This window comes from Bacillus sp. JCM 19034, assembly GCF_001310635.1.
GTDB lineage: Bacteria > Bacillota > Bacilli > Bacillales > Bacillaceae_D > Halalkalibacter.
Window position 1 is genome coordinate 300079 of the sequence record NZ_BAXR01000001.1, and the last position, 23154, is coordinate 323232.

16 protein-coding genes, 4 pseudogenes and 1 riboswitch are annotated in these 23154 nt (G+C 35.5%); of the genes and pseudogenes, 18 read left to right on the forward strand and 2 right to left on the reverse strand.

Features of this window, described 5'->3' with window-relative positions; genetic code table 11:
* Window positions 1-64 precede the first annotated feature (64 nt).
* From JCM19034_RS01585 to JCM19034_RS01600, 3 genes are all read left to right on the forward strand, one after another.
* The gene (locus JCM19034_RS01585; RefSeq protein WP_062046732.1) at window positions 65-1120 is read left to right on the forward strand and encodes a helix-turn-helix domain-containing protein; all 1056 of its coding nucleotides are present in this window, start codon (window positions 65-67) and stop codon (window positions 1118-1120) included.
* Complete coding sequence (locus JCM19034_RS01590; protein ID WP_062046733.1) at window positions 1110-2609, forward strand: ATP-dependent DNA helicase RecQ; 1500 nt, start codon at window positions 1110-1112, stop codon at window positions 2607-2609. The genes JCM19034_RS01585 and JCM19034_RS01590 overlap by 11 nt, the downstream gene beginning before the upstream one ends.
* Before the next feature lie 305 nt (window positions 2610-2914).
* Window positions 2915-3373, forward strand: coding sequence for a DUF2663 family protein (locus JCM19034_RS01600; RefSeq protein WP_062046738.1), 459 nt, complete (start codon window positions 2915-2917; stop codon window positions 3371-3373).
* 2 nt (window positions 3374-3375) lie between these two features.
* Here the strand turns inward: JCM19034_RS01600 and JCM19034_RS01605 are convergent, their stop codons facing one another.
* A complete protein-coding gene (locus JCM19034_RS01605) occupies window positions 3376-3603 on the reverse strand; it encodes a hypothetical protein (RefSeq protein WP_062046739.1) in 228 nt (75 codons plus the stop codon).
* A gap of 416 nt (window positions 3604-4019) precedes the next feature.
* Here JCM19034_RS01605 and JCM19034_RS01610 point away from each other — a divergent pair.
* From JCM19034_RS01610 to JCM19034_RS01650, 9 genes and pseudogenes are all read left to right on the forward strand, one after another.
* Window positions 4020-5200, forward strand: a pseudogene (locus JCM19034_RS01610) (M20 family metallopeptidase).
* Between the two features lie 256 nt (window positions 5201-5456).
* Complete coding sequence (locus JCM19034_RS01615) at window positions 5457-5696, forward strand: hypothetical protein (protein WP_062046741.1); 240 nt, start codon at window positions 5457-5459, stop codon at window positions 5694-5696.
* Between the two features lie 51 nt (window positions 5697-5747).
* Window positions 5748-6803 (forward strand): endospore germination permease, encoded by a 1056-nt coding sequence (locus JCM19034_RS01620; protein ID WP_062046752.1) that lies wholly within the window; start codon window positions 5748-5750, stop codon window positions 6801-6803.
* Window positions 6790-8364 (forward strand): spore germination protein, encoded by a 1575-nt coding sequence (locus JCM19034_RS01625; RefSeq protein ID WP_062046754.1) that lies wholly within the window; start codon window positions 6790-6792, stop codon window positions 8362-8364. The genes JCM19034_RS01620 and JCM19034_RS01625 overlap by 14 nt, the downstream gene beginning before the upstream one ends.
* A 7-nt stretch (window positions 8365-8371) precedes the next feature.
* Window positions 8372-8893 carry a hypothetical protein gene (locus JCM19034_RS01630; protein WP_062046756.1) on the forward strand — a complete coding sequence of 174 codons (522 nt, stop codon included), beginning with the start codon at window positions 8372-8374 and terminating at the stop codon, window positions 8891-8893.
* The gene (locus JCM19034_RS01635; RefSeq protein ID WP_062046758.1) at window positions 8866-9564 is read left to right on the forward strand and encodes a Ger(x)C family spore germination C-terminal domain-containing protein; all 699 of its coding nucleotides are present in this window, start codon (window positions 8866-8868) and stop codon (window positions 9562-9564) included. Before JCM19034_RS01630 ends, JCM19034_RS01635 begins: the two co-directional genes overlap by 28 nt.
* Window positions 9565-9739: 175 nt before the next feature.
* Window positions 9740-10333: a genetic competence negative regulator gene (locus tag JCM19034_RS01640; protein ID WP_370621771.1), complete on the forward strand. Its 594-nt coding sequence runs from the start codon at window positions 9740-9742 to the stop codon at window positions 10331-10333.
* 173 nt (window positions 10334-10506) lie between these two features.
* Window positions 10507-11766: a Glu/Leu/Phe/Val dehydrogenase gene (locus tag JCM19034_RS01645; protein ID WP_062046759.1), complete on the forward strand. Its 1260-nt coding sequence runs from the start codon at window positions 10507-10509 to the stop codon at window positions 11764-11766.
* 70 nt (window positions 11767-11836) lie between these two features.
* A pseudogene (locus JCM19034_RS01650) lies at window positions 11837-12803 on the forward strand (YpdA family putative bacillithiol disulfide reductase).
* A 131-nt stretch (window positions 12804-12934) separates the two neighbouring features.
* On the opposite strand, the gene JCM19034_RS01655 reads toward JCM19034_RS01650, so the two are convergent.
* Complete coding sequence (locus tag JCM19034_RS01655; RefSeq protein WP_082393675.1) at window positions 12935-13900, reverse strand: asparaginase; 966 nt, start codon at window positions 13898-13900, stop codon at window positions 12935-12937.
* A 176-nt stretch (window positions 13901-14076) separates the two neighbouring features.
* Between JCM19034_RS01655 and prsW the strand changes: the two genes are divergently transcribed.
* From prsW to JCM19034_RS01680, 6 genes and pseudogenes are all read left to right on the forward strand, one after another.
* Window positions 14077-14724: a glutamic-type intramembrane protease PrsW gene (gene prsW / locus JCM19034_RS01660; protein WP_062046764.1), complete on the forward strand. Its 648-nt coding sequence runs from the start codon at window positions 14077-14079 to the stop codon at window positions 14722-14724.
* A 14-nt stretch (window positions 14725-14738) separates the two neighbouring features.
* Complete coding sequence (locus JCM19034_RS22135) at window positions 14739-14903, forward strand: hypothetical protein (RefSeq protein WP_197276323.1); 165 nt, start codon at window positions 14739-14741, stop codon at window positions 14901-14903.
* A 141-nt stretch (window positions 14904-15044) separates the two neighbouring features.
* Window positions 15045-15149, forward strand: a riboswitch (SAM riboswitch).
* Between the two features lie 105 nt (window positions 15150-15254).
* Window positions 15255-16375: pseudogene (locus JCM19034_RS01665) on the forward strand (methionine biosynthesis PLP-dependent protein).
* A 17-nt stretch (window positions 16376-16392) separates the two neighbouring features.
* Window positions 16393-18225, forward strand: coding sequence for a bifunctional homocysteine S-methyltransferase/methylenetetrahydrofolate reductase (locus tag JCM19034_RS01670; protein WP_082393676.1), 1833 nt, complete (start codon window positions 16393-16395; stop codon window positions 18223-18225).
* Window positions 18226-18245: 20 nt separating this feature from the next.
* Window positions 18246-21692 (forward strand): annotated as a pseudogene (gene metH / locus JCM19034_RS01675) (methionine synthase).
* A gap of 311 nt (window positions 21693-22003) precedes the next feature.
* Window positions 22004-23140, forward strand: a complete 1137-nt coding sequence (locus JCM19034_RS01680) for a cell wall hydrolase (protein ID WP_062047327.1) — start codon at window positions 22004-22006, stop codon at window positions 23138-23140.
* The last annotated feature ends 14 nt before the right edge of the window (window positions 23141-23154 follow it).

Genomic DNA, 23154 nt, shown 5'->3' on the forward strand with positions numbered 1-23154 from the left:
CCGCTTTTTTAGTGGGTTTTTGATACAATAGATACAAGTGCAAAACGAAGTAGGTGAATGTGTCGTGGATGAAAAACAATTTGTCATTCTAACGGTTCTAAAGGCATTAAATGGGGAACGATCTATATATGGCGCCTATCACTTATTACAAGGTAAAAGATCAGTTCAGACAATTCAAGATGGGACAATCTTTAATATGTCAGGATATTTTGGGATTTTACCATTATCAAGAGAGCAGTTTTTAAATGAAGTTAAGAAGTTAGTTGCATATAAGTATTTGGAATGGCATGAGAAAGAACGAGTGCAAGTAACGAATTTAGGGATGCGGATGTATGAGCATAATCTAGAGAATTATCGTTTTATCCATGACTTTAATGGATGGAAATATGATAAATGGACAGAAATTGTTTGGTTAAGACTTGTATTGTACGTCCAAACGTTATCATTTTTACTTGAGAAAGAATCAAGATTTTATCCGTTAACCCAACAGAAAAGTATACAAAAGTGGGTTAAAAGCCACATTCCTAAAAATGAACTAGCCCAAAAAGAACAGTTTACTTCTTTGCATCACGAGCTATTAACAATTTTAGAAGATTGTGTAAAAAAACAAGCACTCGCTTTTTCCTTGCAATTGTCAAGTAAACATCAAATAGGGTTGACGAAAAAGCAAATTGCACATCGAATAGATGGAACAGAAGATACGGTTGCTTTGCTACATAAATCTGTTATGCATAAAATCTGTGAGCGAGCTCAATGCTCAGAAACTTTCCCCATCTTGAATTATTTATTAGATGGTGTAAACACTCAAGCCCCTTTAACAGAATCAGCACGAAAAACTTATCAATTGCTTCAAAAAGGAATTAGTTTGGAGGAAATCCAAGATAGGCGTCAATTAAAAATAAGCACAATTGAAGACCATATTGTTGAAATTGCTCATTCTGATCTTTCCTTTCAATATCGTTCTTTTGTTTCAGAAGAAATAGAGCAGAAAATATTCGACTGTGTCAATCAGCTAAAAACAACTAAATTACGTTTAATAAAAAATAGATTAGGTGATGAGTATAGTTATTTTATCATTCGCCTCGTAATGGCAAAAAGGAAGGTACAAAATGGATTATAAAATACCTTTAAAGAAATATTTTGGCTATAATCATTTTCGTAAAGGCCAGGAACCAATTATTAAATCGTTAATGGCAAAAAGAAATGTTATTGCCGTGTTGCCTACAGGTACGGGGAAATCAATCTGCTATCAATTACCAGCTTTATTGTCAGAAGGTTTGACGATCATTGTTTCACCTTTATTATCATTAATGGAAGATCAAGTACAGGAGCTACGATCGATTGGAATAAAAAAGGTAGTAGCAATAAATAGTTTTGTAAAAAAAGAAGAACGTATTCAAACGATTAAACATTTGTCTCAATATAAATTGGTCTATTTATCGCCAGAAATGTTACAACATCGTCAGTTAGAAAAAAAGTTATCGCAAGTAAACGTATCCTTATTTGTCGTGGATGAAGCTCATTGCATTTCGCAATGGGGGCAAGATTTTAGACCAGATTATTTGCGTTTAGGTGATATTATTAAAAGATTAGGCAATCCGCCCTGTTTAGCGATAACAGCTACTGCTACACAGCAAGTACAAGAAGATTTGATGGAGAAATTGTCTCTAAATCAAGTAGATCGTTTTATTTATTCGGTTGATCGACCCGAAATAGCTTTGTCTGTTGAACACTTATACTCAAACGATGAAAAAGTAAAGAGAGTAAAGGAACTTGTTCATCAACTAGAAGGCCCAGGTATGATTTATTGTTCGAGCCGGAAATGGACACAAATCTTGTATGACCAATTGATTAGTGACGGTAGCAAACATATTGCTTATTACCATGGAGGATTATCAACAGAAGATCGGCTTTTAATTCAAGAGCAATTTATGAGAGAAGAAATCGATCTCATTTGTTGTACAAGTGCATTTGGAATGGGCATTAATAAAAAAAATATTCGTTATGTTATCCATTTTCATATGCCAATTGAGTTAGAAGCCTACGTTCAAGAAATAGGTAGAGCAGCGAGAGATCAATCTCCGAGTGTCGCGATAGCTCTTTATAGTGAAGAAGATAGAGGATTAGCTAAAAACTTATTGGAAAAAGAATTTCTTTCAAAAGAACAGCTTACGATTATTCTTAAGCGACTATTATCTTTTGAATATGTTGATGACATTCCTGTTGAAACAATTTTGTTAGAAGCAGATTGTAGTGAAACAGCATGGAGGATTATTTTATATCATTTGGAGAAATTCAATATAATTTCACACACAAAGATTGTCTCCTTTGATTTAAAGGATACGGTAGATAATCTACTGAAGCTACAAGAAAATAGAGTAATAGCAAAGCGGAAAAAATGGAGGGAAGTTGAAACGTATGTAATGAATACTTCTTGCCGCCGAGCACACTTGCTACGATATTTCTCAGAAGACTATAATCAAAAAAAAGTAAATCAGTGTTGTGATATTTGTAAATTCGATATAGTTAAATATTGTCGACAATATCCTGATGAAATCTCAAATGAACTACCTATCACGTGGCAAAACCACTTAAAGAAAAGTATTTAATCAATGAACTATTTAAATATAATAAGGGGGTACAAATTTTGAACAATGATATAAATGCTCAAGCTGAATCATTACGTGAACACGTTAGTGCGAATGAACAATCATTACCTCCAAGGAGTAGAATGCATAAACGCAAATCTAGAAAGAGAAATAATAAATCAAAGTTGCGGTTTCGTTTTATCCTAATAAGGATATTCCTAGTTTTGTTTTTTTATTAATTTTCGCGGCATTAGCTTTACCAAAATGGCTATAGATGATTCTAAATTTGCTAATTAGGACATACCATCTTTATAGAGGTGGTATGAATGAAAAATGTTACTGATTGGAGTATAGAGGATTATCAAGCTAGTCCGGTAATTAAGATTATGCTTAAGGAATTAATCGAAAGGAAATCCAAGGTTGAGAAATGGAAGAACTATCAAACGTATTGTGGTTATGGAACATGTTTCCTTCTATTATTATTACTAGCAATCAGTTATTTTACATTTTCTCAACCTGCTTTTTCGTTTCATTATTCAATTTTAACGCAATTAACCGATGAAACATTGTTCATTTTTGCACTGTTATTAATTGGGTTTAATTTACTCTTACTGCAATATTTCCATAAGAAAACGATCAAAACGGAAAAAGAGTACGAAGAACTTCGAGAGGAATTGATTGATCGCAACTCAGAATTATGGGAAGAAGATACTGGATGGCAAGCTCGAGAACACGTATTTCAATATTTAAAAACAAATCATGATATAAATTTATATTTTAAGTGAGGTTAGGAGCTTTTTTCTAGTTTAATAGCTCCGAAAAATAAATACGAATTTCGGTTGTATTGATGACCGTGGATTTGAATGAAATCATCATTTAAAATTTGGATGCGACCGAATGCAATCGTTCTTTTTGTATGTAGACAAAACACTTCTATAGGTAACCCAAGACGATAATTGTATGAAAGCTCATTAGTTGTGACAATTGAATAATTTTTAACTTTTATTAATTTCATCATTAAGCATCCTTTCTATTTTATGTGGAAGCGCTTACGGATTAAGTATATCCAATATGTCATTCAATTTCAATGACCATTTCTCGAGAATTGTTATATAGTATTCTTTATATATTGTCACAATCATCATTTATGATTGTGATGTATTATGCTATAATTTTAATATCATTATGTGAGTGATCAGTTAGTGTAAGGAGTGAGAGAAGATGTCTGCGATTCAATTAGTTGCAATTTTAGGTTTTGGATTTATCGCATTAGGGTTAGCGGTATCGATGGCCATATACTTATTAAAGGTATCTGAGCATACTGAATAATGAACATTTATGTAGGCAGGTGTAGGGTGTCTAAAAGGGTCTAGCCCCTTTTAAGACGCTCCTTTTTTATAACAGTGAGTTCGTGTAGAAAGTAGGGATGGGATGGAGAAGCAATTGTTTCAAAGATTAGAAGAATTATATCCTGAAATGGTTCAAATAAGGCGACAGCTGCATCAATTTCCTGAGCTTTCATTTCAAGAAGTGAAAACTCCACAAATGATAGCTGATTTCTTAGAAAATATAGGAGTTGAAGTTAGGAGAAATGTTGGAGGACGTGGAGTGTTAGGTTATATCAAAGGAGGGCATCCTGGTAAAACCGTTGCAATAAGAGCTGATTTTGATGCATTACCTATACAGGAAGAAACAAATCTTCCGTTTGCATCTCAACATCCTGGTGTTATGCATGCGTGTGGGCATGATGCACATACAGCAACATTACTCGTTTTAGCAAAGGCATTGATGGAAATTCGTGCTGAGCTGTCAGGTACAATTGTCCTTATACATCAATTTGCAGAGGAATTAGCACCTGGTGGAGCGATTGAAATGATAAAGGATGGCTGTCTACAAAATGTAGATGTCATCTTCGGTACACATGTATGGAGCTCATTTCCCTTTGGAACAATTGGTTACCGACAAGGGGCTATTATGGCAGCGGCAGACCGTTTTGAATTAACCATTTATGGGAAAGGTGGTCATGGGGCAAGCCACATGAGACAGTTGATGCTATTACAGTGGGAACTTCTATCGTTACACAATTACAGCAATTAGTTAGTCGAAATATAGATCCCCTAAAATCTGCAGTTCTTTCTGTCGGCTCATTTCATGCTGGAAATGCTTTTAATGTGATCGCTGATCAGGCTCAATTAATAGGTACCGTTCGCACATTTGATGCTGACATCCAAAATTATCTTATTGAACGTATGGAGCAAGTTATTAAAGGTATATGCGATGCCATGAGGGCAACATATTCTTTTCAATATATAAAGGGTTATCCGACTGTTGTAAATGATCATCATATAACAGAACAATTTGCAATGTTGATGAATGAAAGCTTACAGAATGTTAAAGTGGAGCAAATGGATCCCGTTATGGGAGGGGAAGATTTCTCCTATTATTTACAACGTGTACCAGGTGTTTTCTTTTTTACAGGAGCAGGAAAGAAAGAAGGAACATCTTACCCGCATCATCATCCTAAATTCGATATAGATGAACGTGCGATGCTTGTCGCCGCAAAAGCATTAGGAAAAGCAACAATCGCATTTTTATCTAATTCCTTTAAATAGTACGAATGAATGCCGCTAGTACTTAAAGCTATGGTTGTATCAAGAGGTGCAAATGACACCTTTCGATACAACCTTTTTTATTGTGCGAAAAATATTTAAGAAATAAAAGCTGGTAGTTGTTGAATTCGATTGAACATCGATCTTTCTTTATAACAAATTCGGAATGATTCGGAATGAGATGAAATCAATTCTAAATAATAACATACTTTTCATTTGTTGTGAGATGATAAAAGTACGAATTCAGTGAGGTGATACTGTGGTTACCTTAATATATCTTCTCGTATTTTTGGCTTTAATGCTTCTATCGACAGCATTTAATGCATTTATAATGAAACAAACATTTTGGGAAAGCTTAACTTATATTTATTTAATTGAGATGGGAACGAAACGTATGATTGTTGTAGTTGGAAGCATTATAGGAATAATTAGTGCAATTTGGATCGATGTAAATAATCGGAAAAAACATAAGAATGAGGTTCAAAATGAAAGCAAATGAAAATGAAAAAATATCATTATGGCAAATATTTGTACTCATGCTTGTTTTTTAATGGGTACAGCCGTAGTTGTTGGTGCTGGTGAAGAAGCAAAACAGGACTTTTGGATAGCTGAATTGATTGCGATTATTTTAGGAAGCTTAATTGTTATCGCTTACTTTTATTTAATTCGCTATGGTGGTGATCGAAACCTATACCAACTTATAAAGGATCAGTTTGGTACTTATCTTGGGGGAACCATTATTTTTTGCTATGTTATCTATTTTCTTTACTTAGCAAGTCGAAATATTAGAGATTTAACGGAATTAATGCGCGTTACAATTATGCCACTTACGCCAATTGAAGTCGTTTCTATCATGATGATCCTATTAGTAACGTATACCGTATTTTTAGGGTTAGAAATACTCGGTCGTGTAACGGAAATTGTTGTACCTTATATTGTTGGCCTGATTTTATTTATAGCTCTGTTACTATTTGTAAGTGGGGAAATGGATTTCCAAAATCTACAACCAATCTTTGCGGAAGGCTTTCAACCTATATTAAAGGCTATCTTTCCAACTCTCCTTACGTTTCCTTATGGTGAGTTAATTGTTTTCACCGTATTTATGGCATCCACAAATCACATTTCTTATGTTGGGAAAATTAGTGTTTCTTCTATCCTTTGTGCTGGTATGCTCATTCTTTTATCAGATTTAATTCAAATAACAGTATTAGGCGTTGATTTAAAAGGACGTTCGTTATTTCCTTTACTAGTTGCGGCAAGAGAAATCAATATTTTAGGTTTTTTCGAAAGAGTCGATATTCTCGTAGTATTTATTTTAACTACAGGTATTTTTATTAAAGTAAGTGTATTTTTCCTAGCGTCTATAAAAGGACTGCAATTTGTATTTAACGTACATTATCGTGATCTAGTACTTCCGATAGGAATGCTCATTTCTTATTATTCCATTGTTATTGCAAGTAATGTTGCCGAGCATTTTGAAGAAGGGCTACAATTAGTGCCATATGTATTGCATATCCCTTTCCAATTTATTATACCGACATGCATTTTTCTTCTATTAGCCATTAAAAAAATGAGAAAAAGGGGCAATCTTTATGAACATTTTTAAGCAAGTAATGGAATCGATGAGATTGAATAAGCCAAATGAGAGTACTACACCTGATTCCATTCTTAATGGCGAGGAGAAAGTAGCACTTCCAGAGACAATTGATGAAACAAAGGAAATGTTTCAAACGTTATTAGGAAAAAACTTTGATTTTTATTTTGAATCCTTTTTTATTCATAATAAAATAGGTGGAGTTTTATATTTTACTACAATGGTTAATCTAGAAAAAATATCTGAATCAATTACAGATACAATCTCGATGATTAATCAGTTTGGGAAAAATGTCGATACTATAACCGAACTTGGTCAACATTTCTTTAGTAGTAAAGATTGTGAATATTTATCGTATAAACATGAAGTCATTTATTATGCATTATCAGGATACGCCATTCTTTTTCTTGGTGGTACAAAGAAAGCATTAGCGATTAATGTTTTACATAATGCTGAACGATCAATTGAACAATCGGAAACCCAGACCATTGTGAGGGGTCCGCAAGAGAGCTTTATCGAGGGGATCAGTACAAATATTTGCTTGTTAAGAAAGAAAGTTAAAAATAAACAATTAATTTTTGAAAAGTTTATCCTTGGTAAAGATACAAAGACGACGGTTTGTATGGCATATTTAGACGGTGTGGCGAATGAAGATATAAAGAAGCAAGCAAAAGAACGGTTACAGTCAATAAATATTAGTGCGATATTTGATTCGGCTAATATTGAAGAATTAATTAGTGACAAAGTGATAACGCCTTTCCCGACCGTATACCATACAGATCGACCAGATACAGCAGCAGCAAATTTGACCGAAGGCAAAATCGCTATTTTATGTGATGGTAGTCCGTTTGTTTTATTGATACCAGTTGTTTTTACGGATTTCTTTCAAGTTAGTGAAGATTATTACCAAGGGTTTATGATGAGTTCGTTTTTGCGTGTACTACGCTATGTCGGCTTTTTAATTGCGTTACTTCTCCCTTCTTTTTATATAGGCGTAACGACGTTTCATCATGAATTAATACCGACTAATTTGTTAATAAGTGTACAAGCCCAAAGACAAACGGTACCCTTCCCAGCTGTAGTAGAAATTTTGATCATGGAGTTAACCTTTGAAATTTTACGAGAAGCTGGAGTACGAATGCCGAGAGCTGTTGGGCAAACTGTCTCGATTGTTGGAGCATTGGTTATCGGACAAGCGGCAGTAGAAGCTGGTATTGTATCACATATTCTTATTATCATTGTTGCGTTAACGGCTATGGCTAGTTTTGTAATACCTGTCTATTCATTTGCCAATGCGTTAAGGTTGTTACGATTTGCTTTAATCATTATTACAGGAATATTTGGCTTACTAGGTACTTTAATTGCCTTTTTAATGATGATCGTACATTTAACTCATTTACGTTCATTTGGTGTCCCGTATTTAACACCAATGGGTCCATTTATCATTGAGGATCAAAAAGATATTTTCTTTCGCCTGCCGATATTTATGTACAATCGTCGTCCAAGTTATTTAGCAACAAATTCAGAAGTGAAATCGACTTCTAAAAAAATGAAGAAAAATAAGGGGTCATAAGCGAATCATGAAGCGATGGAAATGGCTTTGTATCATAGTAATCGTATGCAGTTTAGCAGGGTGTTGGGATCGAAAGGAGATAAATGAGGTTTCAATTGTTTCTGGAATAACGTTAGAAAAAGAGACATCAGGTGATATTACGTTAACAGTAGAAGTTGTCAATTCTCCTGAACTTAGTCAACAAGCTGAAGGATTTACGCCTGTCATCACCTATAGTGACACAGGAAAAACAATGAGCGAATTGTTAAATAAAATGAACAAAGGTCTTGCACGGAATTTAGTTTTTTCTCATTTACAGACCGTTATTATTGATGAGAATTTAGCACGAGAAGGAATTGGTCCATACTTACAATATATTGAAAAGGATGCTCGTTTTCGCAGTGATTTTATACTTCTAGTATCAAAAGGTGTAAAAGCATCGGATGTTGTTAAAACAGCTTATCCAGTTCATAAGGTTCCTTCTTTAAAGTTGTTCAATCAATTTGAAACGGTTAAGGAAAGGTGGGGGGATTTCCCGATTCTACTTTAACCGATTGGGTTAACTCATTAACAACAGACGGTATTGAACCTATAGCAGGTGTTGTAACTATTACAGGGGATGTGGGAAAAATGAATACTGTGGAGGGAAATCATTCCTTAGATCTTCCTGCGGTTGTTGAATTTGATGGTGCTGGCGTATTTAAAAAAGATCGTTTGATAGGATTTTTGTCATTAGAACAAACAAGGTTATTACTTTGGTTAAAAAATCAAGTAAATGAAACCGTTTATAGCACCCCTTGTGAGACGAGTGATGACTTTATTGCAGGTCATATATTCCATTCTAATACAAGTGTTGAATCCTCTTATCATGCTGGCGTACCTCATTTTAACGTAACGATAGTCTTAGAAGGAGAAATAAGCGATAATCAGTGTGGTCTGCCGTTAGATGAAGTCGATACATATGAGCGTTACGAAAAGTTAGTTTCGGAACAACTTACTAAAGATTTACATACGCTGATTGAGGAGATAAAGTCTGAATTTGGAGTAGATATTTTAGGTTTCGGTGAAATCTTCCAACGTCAGCAATATCCTATATTTAAAAAAATAAAGGATGACTGGAATGAGCAGTTTACAAATTCAATTATTGAAATCGAAGTGAGTACCTACGTAAGAAGAGATGGTATTCGTACAAGAGGATTTTTACAACATGTAAATGATTAAGACCCATTCTGTTTCATTAAGAGTAATCACAAGGAATTGGGGGACGCTAATAAAACTAAATCTTATATTGATTTACATTTGAACCGTTGTCAATGTCGAACCTTCTATTTCATTTAATCATACCGTATAGTGTGGAGGTTTTGATACGAATTGACAGAAAGTAAGGAGGGTGAAAATGTTGCGTTTAGAACGATTAAATCCCAATAAATTTAAAGCATATTTATCCAATGATGATATGAAAGATCGAGGGATAAAAAAGGATGACCTTTGGAAGGATTTACCTAAGGTTCACGATCTTTTTCGCGATATGATGATTGAAGCAGATGATGAGCTTGGTTTTAAGATAGATGGTCCTATAGCAGTAGAGGTTTTTGCAGTGCCATCTCAAGGAATGGTTATTGTCGTTTCAAAATGTGATGTAGACGAATGGACAGAAGACGAATTTGAAGATGGTTATATTGAAATGCAAGTAACTTTAGATGAAATGAACGACTTTTATTATGTGTTTGATGATTTTGAAAATTTGATTTCCTTATCAAAGCGGCTTCATGCTTTAGGGATTAAAAGTGGTGATTTATATAGCTTTAAAGAAAAGTACTACTTAGCTTTCGATGAATTCGATATAGATATAGAACTAGAAGATGCAGTCATAGCTTTGTTAGCCGAATATGGAACAATCGCGACAGCGTCTATTCACCTTGTAAGAGAATACGGAAAGTGTATCATCGAAAATAATGCCGTTGAATTAATCGTTTTGCACTTTATTTAAAGAGTTTAATGGACTGAATAACATCAGTCTCTTTTTTTGGCTATTTTTATGCAAAATTTCATTATTTTTATTATTAAAAATTTAATAAACTGTGGAAATTCATTGAGGCATTGATTATATTAGATTGAGATGAATATTGATTTTTGTATAACTCATTTGAGGTGAAATTGAAGATGTTAATGATGAATGAAAGTACGAATGAAAATGACGTACTTTTAGTAACGAAAGAGCAGTATGCGACCGCTTTAGACAAGCTAGGCTATACGGAAAAGGATTATTTCTTTTTATTAGAGCCAGCTCAATTAATGAGAGTAAACCTTCCTTTGAAACTTGATGATGGAACGTGTCGATTATTTACAGCGTATCGTGTCCAACATACGTTAGCAAAAGGTTCAACGATGGGGGGGGTTATTTGTCATCCAAATTATGATGAAAACGACGTGCAATCACTTGCGATGATGATGAGTGTAAAAACCGGTATAGCAAACCTTCCTTTTGCTGGAGCGAAAGGATTAATTGTTTGCGATCCACGCGAACTGTCGTACCGTGAAATGGAACGATTAAGCCGAAGTTATATCCGTGCATTATACGGACGTACTATAAATCATAATGATATATTAACGTCTGAAGGTCAAGCCAACACACAAATGATGGCTTGGATGTACGATGAATTAAGCTATTTTAACGAAAATGCAAACTGTGTCATCATGGGCAAACCTTACGAACTTGGTGGTACATATAGTCGTGAGAAAGCTATGGCCATTAGTTTGATAACGACAATTAACGAAACATTAAAACGAAATCAACTTAATTTACAGGATACGAGTATTGTGATCGATGGATTTGGTAAGGTTGGAAGTTTTCTTGCACAATATGTTCATCAAAAAGGGGCAAAAGTTGTTGGGTTATCAGACCAGTATGGTGGTCTTTATGAGGAAGATGGTTTGGATATCGATTATTTGTTAGACCGCCGCGACAGCTTTGGTACTGTCACAAAATTATTTAAAAAATCAATTTCGGTCGAGGAATTAAGAGAAAAAACTTGTGATGTATTATTATTAGCGAGTGAAAAACCAGACATGAAGGCGATTAATTTTGAAAACCTCGATGCCTCAATTGTTATTGAAGCGACGAATCATTTTATGACGCTATCGCAGACAAACAAACTTACACAAAAAGGTGTGGTTATTGTTCCGAACCTATTAGCAACTGTCGGAAATGAAATCATTTCGAATTTAGAATGGATACAAGCAAAGCAAGGATATAGATGGTCTGCAGATGAAGTCGAACAAAAACTTAAGGCTATAATGGTTCAAAGCTTTGAAGATGTTTCATATTTGGCGAATAGCCGGAAGGTTGATTTACAATTAGCGTCTTATATGTATAGCTTACGTTTACTAATGGAAGCACAACGTTTCCGTGGAAGTTATTAGTTTGATATACTAAAAAGAAAAAAAGGAGAAGCCAAGTATGGCACTCCTTTTTATGTAGTAGGTGGTATTTATGAAAAGAGAAGATGTCATTATTATTGGTGCTGGTCCATGCGGATTAGCAGCGGCAATTGCTTGCCAAATGAAAGGGTTAAGAACGTTAGTCATTGAAAAAGAAAATGTCGTTCACTCCATATATCGGTATCCAACTCATCAAACGTTTTTCAGTACTAGTGAGAAGTTAGAAATAGGCGATGTCGCTTTTTTAACGGAAGAGAGAAAGCCAAAACGTAATCAGGCGTTAGTTTATTATCGTGACGTCGTGAGAAGGAAAGATATACGTATTAATAAATATGAGTGCGTATTAAAGGTCAAAAAAGAACATAAAAAGTTTATAATAGAAACGTCAAAAGATAAATATGAAGCAAACTTCGTTATCGTTGCGACAGGATATTACGATTCACCTAATATGCTCAACGTACCTGGCGAAACATTAGATCATGTTCATCATTACTTTAAAGAAGCTCATCCTTTTCTTTGATTTGGATGTTGTTGTTATTGGTGGTAAAAATTCAGCTGTAGATGCTACGTTGGAATTGCAAAAAGCAGGGGCACGTGTAACGAATTTATACAGAGGAAATGAATATTCTAGTAGCGTAAAGCCTTGGATTTTGCCTGAATTCGATTCATTAGTCCGGCATGGATTAATTAAGATGGTTTTTAACGCTGACGTTAAGGAAATTACTGAGGACACTGTTAAATATCAAGTTGGTGGAAGCAGTTTTGAAGTACCTGCCAATGCTGTATTTGCTATGACTGGCTATCATCCGAATCATCGTTTTATTGAAGCGATGGGTGTAAAGGTTGAAAAGGAGACAGGTCGACCATATTTCCATCCAGATACAATGGAAACAAATATAGCAGGTTTATTTATAGCAGGAGTGATTGCAGCAGGTAATAATGCAAATGAAATATTTATCGAAAATGGGCGCTTTCATGGGGAAGCAATTGCCAATCATATCGTATCAACTTACGGATAGACTGAACTGTTTTAACGAAAACTGAAAATGAATGTGTCGAAAAAGGGCGTCGGCTAAAACTCCTAATACATGGATTATACGAAACTGTAAACCTGTAAAGATTCCCGCCGACGCTTTACAAATATATGTTCTTATTCAAATTGTTTTTGAATTTTAGTAAGATCATTTGTGTGCTCTAATAAAACCATTAATTTGAGACGTGCTTTTGGTCCATTTAAGCCATTTGCAAAAATGACACCTAATTCTTTTAGTATTCGTCCCCCACCTTCATATGAATAAACATCTTGAACAATTCCACTAAAGCAACGTGATACTAGGACGACAGGAATGTTTTTCGATAGTAGTTTTTGAATTGGATCTACTAAACCAGGTGGGAGATTCCCTTGTCCAAAAGCTTCGATCACTAAGCCATCGATCTGCGTATTTGCAATCACTTCAATAAGCAGTGGATCCATTCCTGTATAAGCTTTTAATAAGGCTATATTTTTTGATAAGGATGTAAGCTTAAAGCATTCTCGTTTAGTTAGCGTGTGGTGGAATCGAACACCTCTTTTCGTCACAATTCCAATGGGACCATATTGTGGACTTTGAAATGTTGCAATATTGCTTGAATGTGATTTTGTAACATTTTTCGCCGTGTGAATTTCGTCATTTAATACAACAAGTACACCTTTACCTTTTGCGTCATCACATGATGCTACTTTCACTGCTGAAAGTAAGTTGTGTGGCCCGTCAGCACCAACCTCATTACTTGAACGCATTGCCCCAGTGACAATTACTGGTATATCCCAATTAAGTGATAAATCGAGTAAGTAAGCTGTTTCCTCGAGAGTATCCGTTCCATGTGTAACGACAACCCCGTCTAGTTGATCTTGTTTTACACGTTCGATTAACCGATCAGCTAATTGAACCATTAAAGCTGGTGTCATATGTGGAGACGGAATATTTAGGAAATCATCGACAATGATCGAAGCAATTGTTGATAGCGATTCAATCGTTGCATATAATGGATTTATATCATCTTTTAAAGAGGTTCCGAAATTATTTTCTTGCATAGCTATTGTTCCGCCAGTGTTAACTATAAGTATTTTTTTCAATGTAACAATTCAACTCCATTTAACTTTATCTTATTTAGTATAGCAAAATAGTGTTGTTTATGGGTAGCTGGTTGATCAAAATGTTGTATCAATTTGTAAGATTGAGGCACATAGGAGAAATGTATTTTCCTTTGCTATGTCCAATAGCTAAATAGGTATAAGAGAAAGGGTTTAAAATGATAGCACTTATAACTGCGGCTATAGCTCCAGGTCTGGCATTATTATCATATTTTTATTTAAGAAATCACTATAGTGGAACAACAATTGGCTTTATATTAAAAACATTTTTTGTTGGTGCTTTATTAGTGTTTCCAGTGATGGTTTTACAATATGCTTTTTTGGCAGAAGGTTACTTTATCCAACCTTTACTAAGGACATTTATCCTTTACGGCTTTGTTGAGGAATTTTTTAAGTGGTTTCTTTTATATATTTTTACATATCAGCATGCAACGTTTACAAAACGTTATGATGGAATTGTATTTGCCGTTTCTCTTTCATTAGGTTTTGCCACATTAGAAAATGTGTTTTATTTGTTAGCAAATGGTCTAGACGCAGCATTAGGGCGTGCTATATTTCCTGTATCAAGTCATGCGTTATATGGTGTAATTATGGGATATTATTTTGGACGTAGTAAATTAGAAAAAACTGGAAAGTATAAAAATTTACTGCTAGCGTTATTATTCCCCGTGCTTCTACACGGAACATATGATTATATTATCATTTTATTTGAGATGTATTTTCTTTTTGGCACGATTCCATTTATGCTGTTATTATGGTGGATAGCGATAACGAAAATGAAACGAGCTCATCAATTAGATATTTAGAAAGGGGATCACTAATGATGCACAAAGAACGATACAAAATTGTTATTCGTTGTTTAATTTGTGGAGAAAAGTATATTCTACGAGGTCACTTAAAAGAAAATGGTGAGTTTGAAACAGGATTTAAACGCTGTGTCTGTGATAATGATCAACAATTACATACAGATGCTACTCTTGAATAGACTAAATATTTTATGTTACCTCAATCCATTCATTTGTTTCCTGTGTGAAACGTATGATGGATATTTTTATAAAAAGTAGGGGATAGCCCCTTGCATTCTTTTCAAAAGTATTGTACTTTTATTAAAACACAATATGTTGATTTCTTATCACGAGAGGCGGAGGGAATGGCCCTATGATGTCTCAGCAACCAGCCAAAAGGTCAGGTGCTAATTCCAACAAGTCACAATTGACTTGAGAGATAAGAAGAAGAGCTGATTGACTATTAGACACCTTCTTCTTATTTTGAAGAAGGTGTTTTCTAATTAAAGCTATTATTCTGAGTTATCACATTTGAATTGGGGGTTATTAAATTGAAAAACAGACATTTACAAACGGAGCTTGTACAAATAGGGAATAGATCACAAGACAGAACAGGAACAATTAATACTCCTGTCTATTTTTCAACGGCGTATCGTCATACTGGAATTGGTGAGTCAACGGGCTATGATTATTCTCGTACGGGAAATCCAACAAGAGAAGTATTAGAGCAGGCGATTGCTAGTTTAGAGAAAGGGGATCGTGGATTTGCATGTAGTTCAGGAATGGCTGCCATTCAAACGGTATTTTCTCTTTTTGAATCGGGAGATGAAATTATTGCATCAAAAGATTTGTATGGTGGTACATATCGCTTGTTTGAACAGGGATGGAACCGTTGGGGCTTACATTTTTCATATGCGGACCCACGAGATTTACGGAATGTAGAAGCATGTTTGACCGATAAAACAAAGGCACTATTTATTGAAACACCTACTAATCCACTTATGCAGGAAGCGTCTATTAGTGAATTAGCAGTATTCGCAAAAAAACATGATTTATTATTGATCGTCGATAATACGTTTTATACGCCATTAATTCAACGTCCGTTAGAAGAAGGAGCTGATATCGTTATTCATAGTGCCTCGAAATACTTAGCAGGCCACAATGATGTGATTGCTGGGTTAATCGTTGCTAAAGGTGAGGAACTTTGTGAGAAGATTTTTATTACCAAAATGGTGTCGGAGCTATTTTATCACCATTTGATTCTTGGTTACTAATAAGAGGTATGAAAACCTTAGGATTACGAATGAAGAAGCATCAAGAGAACGCCAAAGAAATTGTCAATTATTTAGTAAGCGAGGAAGGAGTTCATGAAGTATTATATCCTGGAAAAGGTGGAATGGTTTCGTTTCGAATTGAGCATGAAGAATGGGTTAATCCTTTTCTCCAACAGTTACAATTAGTATCATTTGCTGAAAGCTTAGGCGGGGTGGAAAGTTTAATGACTTACCCTGCAACGCAAACGCATATGGATATTCCAGAAGATATTCGCATTGCAAACGGTGTATGTAATCGGTTGTTACGTTTTTCCGTCGGAATTGAAGAAGCAGAAGATTTAATAGCTGATTTAAAACAGGCGTTTCATTTTGTCAAAGAAAATATTAAATATAAGTAAAGAGAGGTGACAGTGTCTTGTCATTCTTAACTCAACTACAGTCTAAAGTTATGATCGGCGATGGAGCAATGGGAACTCAACTATATGCAATTGGTATTGATCAATGCTTTGAAGAGCTCAATTGCTCACAACCGGATATTGTTCTTAACATACATGAACAATATGTCAACGCTGGAGCAGACCTTATTCAAACAAATTCTTATGCTGCTAATGCTGTTAAGCTTGAGAAATATGGGTTAGAGAAACAAGTGAGAGATATTAATCACAAAAGTGTCCAACTAGCAAAACGAGCGGCAAAAGAGGGGACGTTTGTATTTGGAACGATTGGTGGAATTAGAAGATTTCAATTAGAAGAAGTGGAGCTCGAAGTTGTTAAAGACGTATTTAAGGAGCAAGCAGAAGTATTACTTGAATCGGGAGTAAATGGTTTATTACTCGAAACATTTTATGATTTAGAAGAAGCAAAAATGGCAACTAATCTTATGAGAAGTTTAACGGATTTGCCAATTATTACAAATGTATCGTTAGGAGAAATCGGTGTATTAAATGGAGGTATTTCCGTAACAGAAGCTTTTGATGAATTGTATCAACATGGTGCAGATGTTGTCGGTTTAAATTGTCGAATGGGACCCTATCATATGCTTCGTTCATTTGAGTTTGTGCCTACTCCTAAAAAAGGCTATTTAGCTGCTTATCCAAATGCAAGTTTACCAGATTTTCGTGATGGGCGTGTTTTTTATCAGTCGAATGCGGATTATTTTCAAACAATGGGGAAAAAATTTATAGAACAAGGAGTAAGGTTGCTCGGTGGATGTTGTGGGACGACTGCTAAACATATCGCTGCTTTTTCCAAATTAAAGGAAGAAGCAGTACCTGCAACAAAAAAAGTAGTTCGCCAATTTCATCATCTAACAATCAAGCCTGCTCATACGAAAGTAGAAAAGCCTTTACAAGAAATTGTGAAAGAACGCCCTTCGGTAATAGTAGAATTAGATCCACCAAAACAATTAAATACACAACAGTTTATGCAAGGAGCTAAAAAGTTAAAAAAGTCTGGTGTGGACGCAATCACTCTTGCTGATAACTCATTAGCCTCACCACGTGTAGATAATTTAGCCCTTGGTTCACTTGTGAAGCAGCAGTTAAATGCTCGCCCACTCGTTCATATTACATGCCGAGATCGAAATTTAATCGGATTACAATCGCATTTAATGGGTTTACATGCACTAGGAATGAATGATCTTTTAGCTGTTACAGGTGATCCTACAAAAGTCGGTGATTTTCCAGGTGCAACTTCAGTGTACGATCTAACTTCCTTTCAATTAATTCAATTGATTAAGCAGTTAAATGAGGGAATTTCATTTTCAGGGAAAGAGTTGGGTGAAAATTCGCAATTTTCTGTAGGTGCAGCTTTTAATCCGAATGTAAAATACTTAGATAAAGCCGTTAAACGACTAGAGAAGAAAATCCACAGTGGAGCGGACTATTTTATGACACAACCGGTTTTTAATGAAAAGCAAATTGAAGCACTTTATAATGAAACGAAACATTTATCTCATCCTATATATATTGGAATCATGCCTCTTATTAATAGTCGAAACGCCGAATTTCTTCATAATGAAGTTCCTGGAATAAAATTAACAGACACAATTCGCGATGCTATGGCAGCTTGTGGAGAAGATCGCCAAAAATCCACTGCTGAAGGCTTAAAAATAGCTAAATCCTTAATCGATGTAGCACTCGAATATTTTAACGGTATTTATGTAATTACACCTTTTTTACGTTATGAAATGTCCGTTGAGCTTAAAGGTTATATTGATCAAAAAACAAAGGCCGTTAGGAAAGTTTAAAATGAGAAAGGGAAGCGAGTATGACAAAATCAATGTTTGAACAACAGCTAGAAAAGAAAATTATGATTCTTGATGGAGCTATGGGAACAATGCTTCAAGCTGCTAATCTTACTGCAGAAGATTTTGGTGGTGAAGATTATGAGGGTTGTAATGAGTATTTAAATGAAACAGCCCTCATGTAATTGAAAGAATCCATCGTGAATATTTAGAAGCTGGTGCCGATATTATTGAGACAAATACGTTTGGTTCTACAGATATCGTATTAGATGATTATGATCTTGGCTATAAAGCAGAGGAGTTAAGTCGATTAGCTGCAAAAATTGCCAGAAACGTAGCGAATCAATTTTCAACTTCAGAATGGCCTAGGTTTGTCGCAGGAGCAATGGGGCCAACGACAAAATCACTTTCTGTAACTGGTGGAACTACATTTGAAAGATTAATCGATTCCTATCACGAGCAAGCACGTGGATTAATTAAAGGAGGCATTGACCTTTTCTTATTAGAAACTAGCCAGGATATGAGAAATGTAAAAGCGGCTTTTATAGGAATCGAAAAAGCAAGCAAGGAAATGAATGTCAAATTGCCTTTAATGATTTCTGGAACAATTGAACCGATGGGAACTACTTTAGCAGGGCAAAATATCGAGGCATTTTATTTATCATTAGAGCATATGAAGCCACTAGTTGTTGGTTTAAATTGTGCAACTGGACCCGAGTTTATGCGTGATCATATTCGTTCATTATCTGAACTTGCAACAACGTATGTAAGCTGTTACCCTAATGCTGGATTACCTGATGAAGATGGTCATTATCATGAATCTCCAGATTCACTTGCGAAAAAGCTGATAGCTTTTGCTGAAAAAGGCTGGCTAAATGTGATTGGTGGCTGTTGCGGAACAACTCCAGAACATATACGTGTTATGGTGAAGGCTACGAATGGTCTTCAACCGCGAACATTTAAAAGGGAACATGGGCATGCTGTATCTGGTATAGAACCTCTTATTTATGATGATAGTATGCGTCCTTTATTTGTTGGAGAACGGACAAATGTGATTGGATCACGAAAATTTAAACAATTAATAGCAGATGGGAAATATGAGGAAGCATCCGAAATTGCTAGAGCACAAGTTAAACGCGGTGCACATGTCATTGATATTTGTTTAGCTGATCCTGATCGAGATGAATTAGAAGATATGGAGAAGTTTCTTTCATTCGTTATTAATAAAGTGAAAGTTCCGCTTATGATCGATTCAACGGATGAGAAGGTAATTGAAAAAGCATTAACGTATTCACAAGGTAAAGCGATTATTAATTCCATTAATTTAGAAGATGGAGAAGAGCGTTTTGAAGCTGTAGTTCCTATAATAAAAAAATATGGTGCTTCGGTTGTCGTTGGGACGATTGATGAAGTAGGGATGGCCGTTACTGCAGAACGAAAGTTAGAAGTGGCGAAACGATCATATGATCTATTAGTTAACCAATATGGCTTACAGCCTGAAGATATTATATTCGATCCACTCGTCTTTCCTGTAGGAACTGGTGATGAACAATATATCGGTTCTGCCAATGCTACTGTTGAAGGAATTCGTTTAATTAAAGAAGCTCTGCCAAGATGTTTAACGATTCTTGGCGTTAGTAACGTTTCATTTGGATTACCGCCAGTCGGACGTGAAGTTTTAAACGCTGTTTATTTGTATCATTGTACACAAGCTGGACTAGATTATGCGATCGTCAATACAGAAAAGCTAGAACGATATGCCTCTATTTCTGATGAAGAAAAACAAATGTCAACTCAATTATTATTTCAGACAACAGATGAAAATTTAGCGAACTTTACAGCTTTTTATCGTGGAAAAAAAGCTGAGAAAAAAGTAGAACATTCAAATTTATCATTGGATGAACGACTAGCTTTATATATCGTTGAAGGAACCAAGGATGGTCTTATTAAAGATCTAGATTTAGCGTTAGAAAAATTTGACGATCCATTAGACATTATTAACGGCCCATTAATGGATGGAATGGATGAGGTTGGTCGCCTATTCAACAATAATGAATTAATTGTGGCTGAGGTTTTACAAAGTGCGGAAGTTATGAAAGCATCAGTGGCCTATCTTGAGCCAAAAATGGAGAAAAAAGCCGATGATAATGGTAAAGGGAAAATTCTTCTTGCAACAGTAAAAGGTGACGTTCATGATATTGGAAAAACCTAGTTGAGATTATTTTAAGTAATAATGGATTTAATATTGTTAACTTAGGTATTAAAGTGACATCAAACGAATTAATTGAAGCGGTTAAAAAAGAGAATCCTGATGCTATTGGTTTATCAGGTTTGCTCGTGAAATCTGCCCAGCAAATGGTTTTGACTGCGCAAGATTTAAAACAACAGAAAATTTCACTCCCCATCCTTGTCGGTGGTGCAGCTTTAACGAGGAAATTTACGAATACGCGTATTGCACCCGAGTACGATGGTCTCGTCTTATATGCGAAAGATGCAATGAACGGGTTAGAAATTGCAAATCGCTTAGCGAAGAAAGAGGAAAGGGGGAAGTTAGCAGAAGAGGTAAAAGCAGCTCAAGAAAAGCGAGAGCTTGTAAATGAGACGAAAAAACAAGAAGTGAAATCAACTTTTGTTATTCCTGAACGTTCCGATATTAGTGAAGCACCAGTATTTAAGCCGAATGATCTTACTCCCCATATTTTACGTGATTACGAACTGTCACATTTAGAACCGTATATTAATATGCAAATGCTACTTGGGCGACATTTAGGTTTACAAGGGAAAGTCAGTCGTTTGTTAACAGAAGGTGACAAACGGGCTATTGCTTTAAAAGAGAAGGTTGATCAATTTTTATTGGAAGCAAAAAAGAACAAGATGATAAAGGCACATGGCATGTATCAGTTCTTTCCTGCTCAGGCTGAAGGGAACGATGTTATTATTTATGATCCAACAGATCAAAAAAAGATTTTGCAACGCTTTCGTTTTCCTCGGCAAAACCATAAGCCATTTTTATGTTTAGCAGATTATTTAAGACCTGTTTCCAGTGGTGAAATGGATTATGTTGCTTTCTGGCCGTTACAGCAGGACAAGGTATTAGAGATTTGGCAGAGCAAGCGAAACGTGATGGAGATTATTTGTATAGTCATTTAATTCAAGCAGCAGCATTGGAGATTGCTGAAGGATTTGCTGAACGTGTTCACCAATTAATGAGAGATAAAATGGGCTTTCCAGATTCGCCTGATATGACAATGGATGAACGTTTTGCGGCAAAATATCAAGGGGTTCGTGTATCGTTTGGATACCCAGCATGTCCAAATTTAGAAGACCAAGAGAAATTATTCTCTTTAATAAAGCCAGAAAAAATCGGAATATCTTTAACGGAAGGGTTCATGATGGAACCAGAGGCATCCGTAACTGCGATGGTTTTTGCTCATCCTGAAGGACGATATTTTAATGTTTTAGCAAAATAGGGAACTGTCTCCTTTGTTAACTCGTGATTTACTTTTTATGACTCGTGACTTCTTTAGACTTCTTAAGGAAGTCACTTTTTAAAATGATATTTTCTATTGCCATTCCATATCCTATTTTCCCCTCTTAATTAAACAGTACATAAACCCCCTATACATCTTAATCTTTCCTAAGTATAGATATATCAAAAATAGTATTATGTGTTTGTTTGATGAAAAGAAATGTTAGAAAATGATTTGTTTTTATGATCAATTTGTATAAAATATGCTTCCCTACAAACAATATCCTTAGTAAGTCAGCCCGAATGTTAAGTATGGATGATAAGGAGGGAAATAGTTTGATTAATAAGATAGCAAAAATCATTTGTATAGCGATTGTGCTAGGTTTTGTTAGTATTTGTAGTGTATCTCAACACTCTTACGCATTTTCAGATCAAATCATTCAAAGGGGAGCTACGGGAGACGATGTCGTAGAATTACAGGCAAGGTTACAATATATCGGTTTTTACGATGGGACGATTGATGGAGTTTTCGGTTGGGGAACGTATTGGTCTGTACGGAACTATCAAGATCAATTCGGGATGACAGTTGATGGTTTAGTAGGTCCAGAATTAAAGGAACGTTTAGAAAATTCAACACAGTATCATGAAGAGTTTGTGCAAAAAGCATTAACAGAAGGTAGGAATTTCACTCATTATGGAACAACACCAATAGAAATTCAAAAAGGACCAAAAGGAAGTGCCAAAAAAGGACAGGCACCTCAAGCACAAAAAGGTACAGATAAAAAACATCCGCAAGAGGACAAGGGGCAAGCAGTGCCTCCACAAGATAACAGAGAAAGTCCATCTCCTGGGCAAGACCAGGCACCTAGACAAGAGACTGGTGGTCAAGACCAACAACCTCAACAAGGAGGAGATCAGCAGACACCAACTCCACCAGCAGAACAGGGAGAAACACCACCTACTGAAGGACAAGGAGAACAACCTGAACAAGAGACACCACCTGCTCAGGAAGAGCCTACTCCTTATGAAGAAGTACCAGACCAACAAGATAATCAAGCTAATATACAAAAAGCAAATAATGTACCACCAGGGTATTCTGACAATGATATCCAGATAATGGCTCAAGCTGTTTATGGAGAGGCTCGAGGCGAACCATATGTTGGTCAAGTTGCTGTTGCTGCGGTTATTATTAATCGTGTGAACAGTCCAATTTTCCCTAACACAGTGTCTGGAGTTATTTTTGAACCACGTGCATTTACCGCTGTTGCCGATGGACAAATTTATATGGAGCCTGATGAAACAGCAAGAAGGGCCGTGTTAGATGCTTTAAACGGTCAAGATCCAACAGGTAATGCGATTTATTATTTTAATCCTGATACAGCAACATCTGGATGGATTTGGAGTCGACCGCAAATTAAACGAATTGGTAAACATATTTTCTGTCATTAATTTTTGGAGGTGAG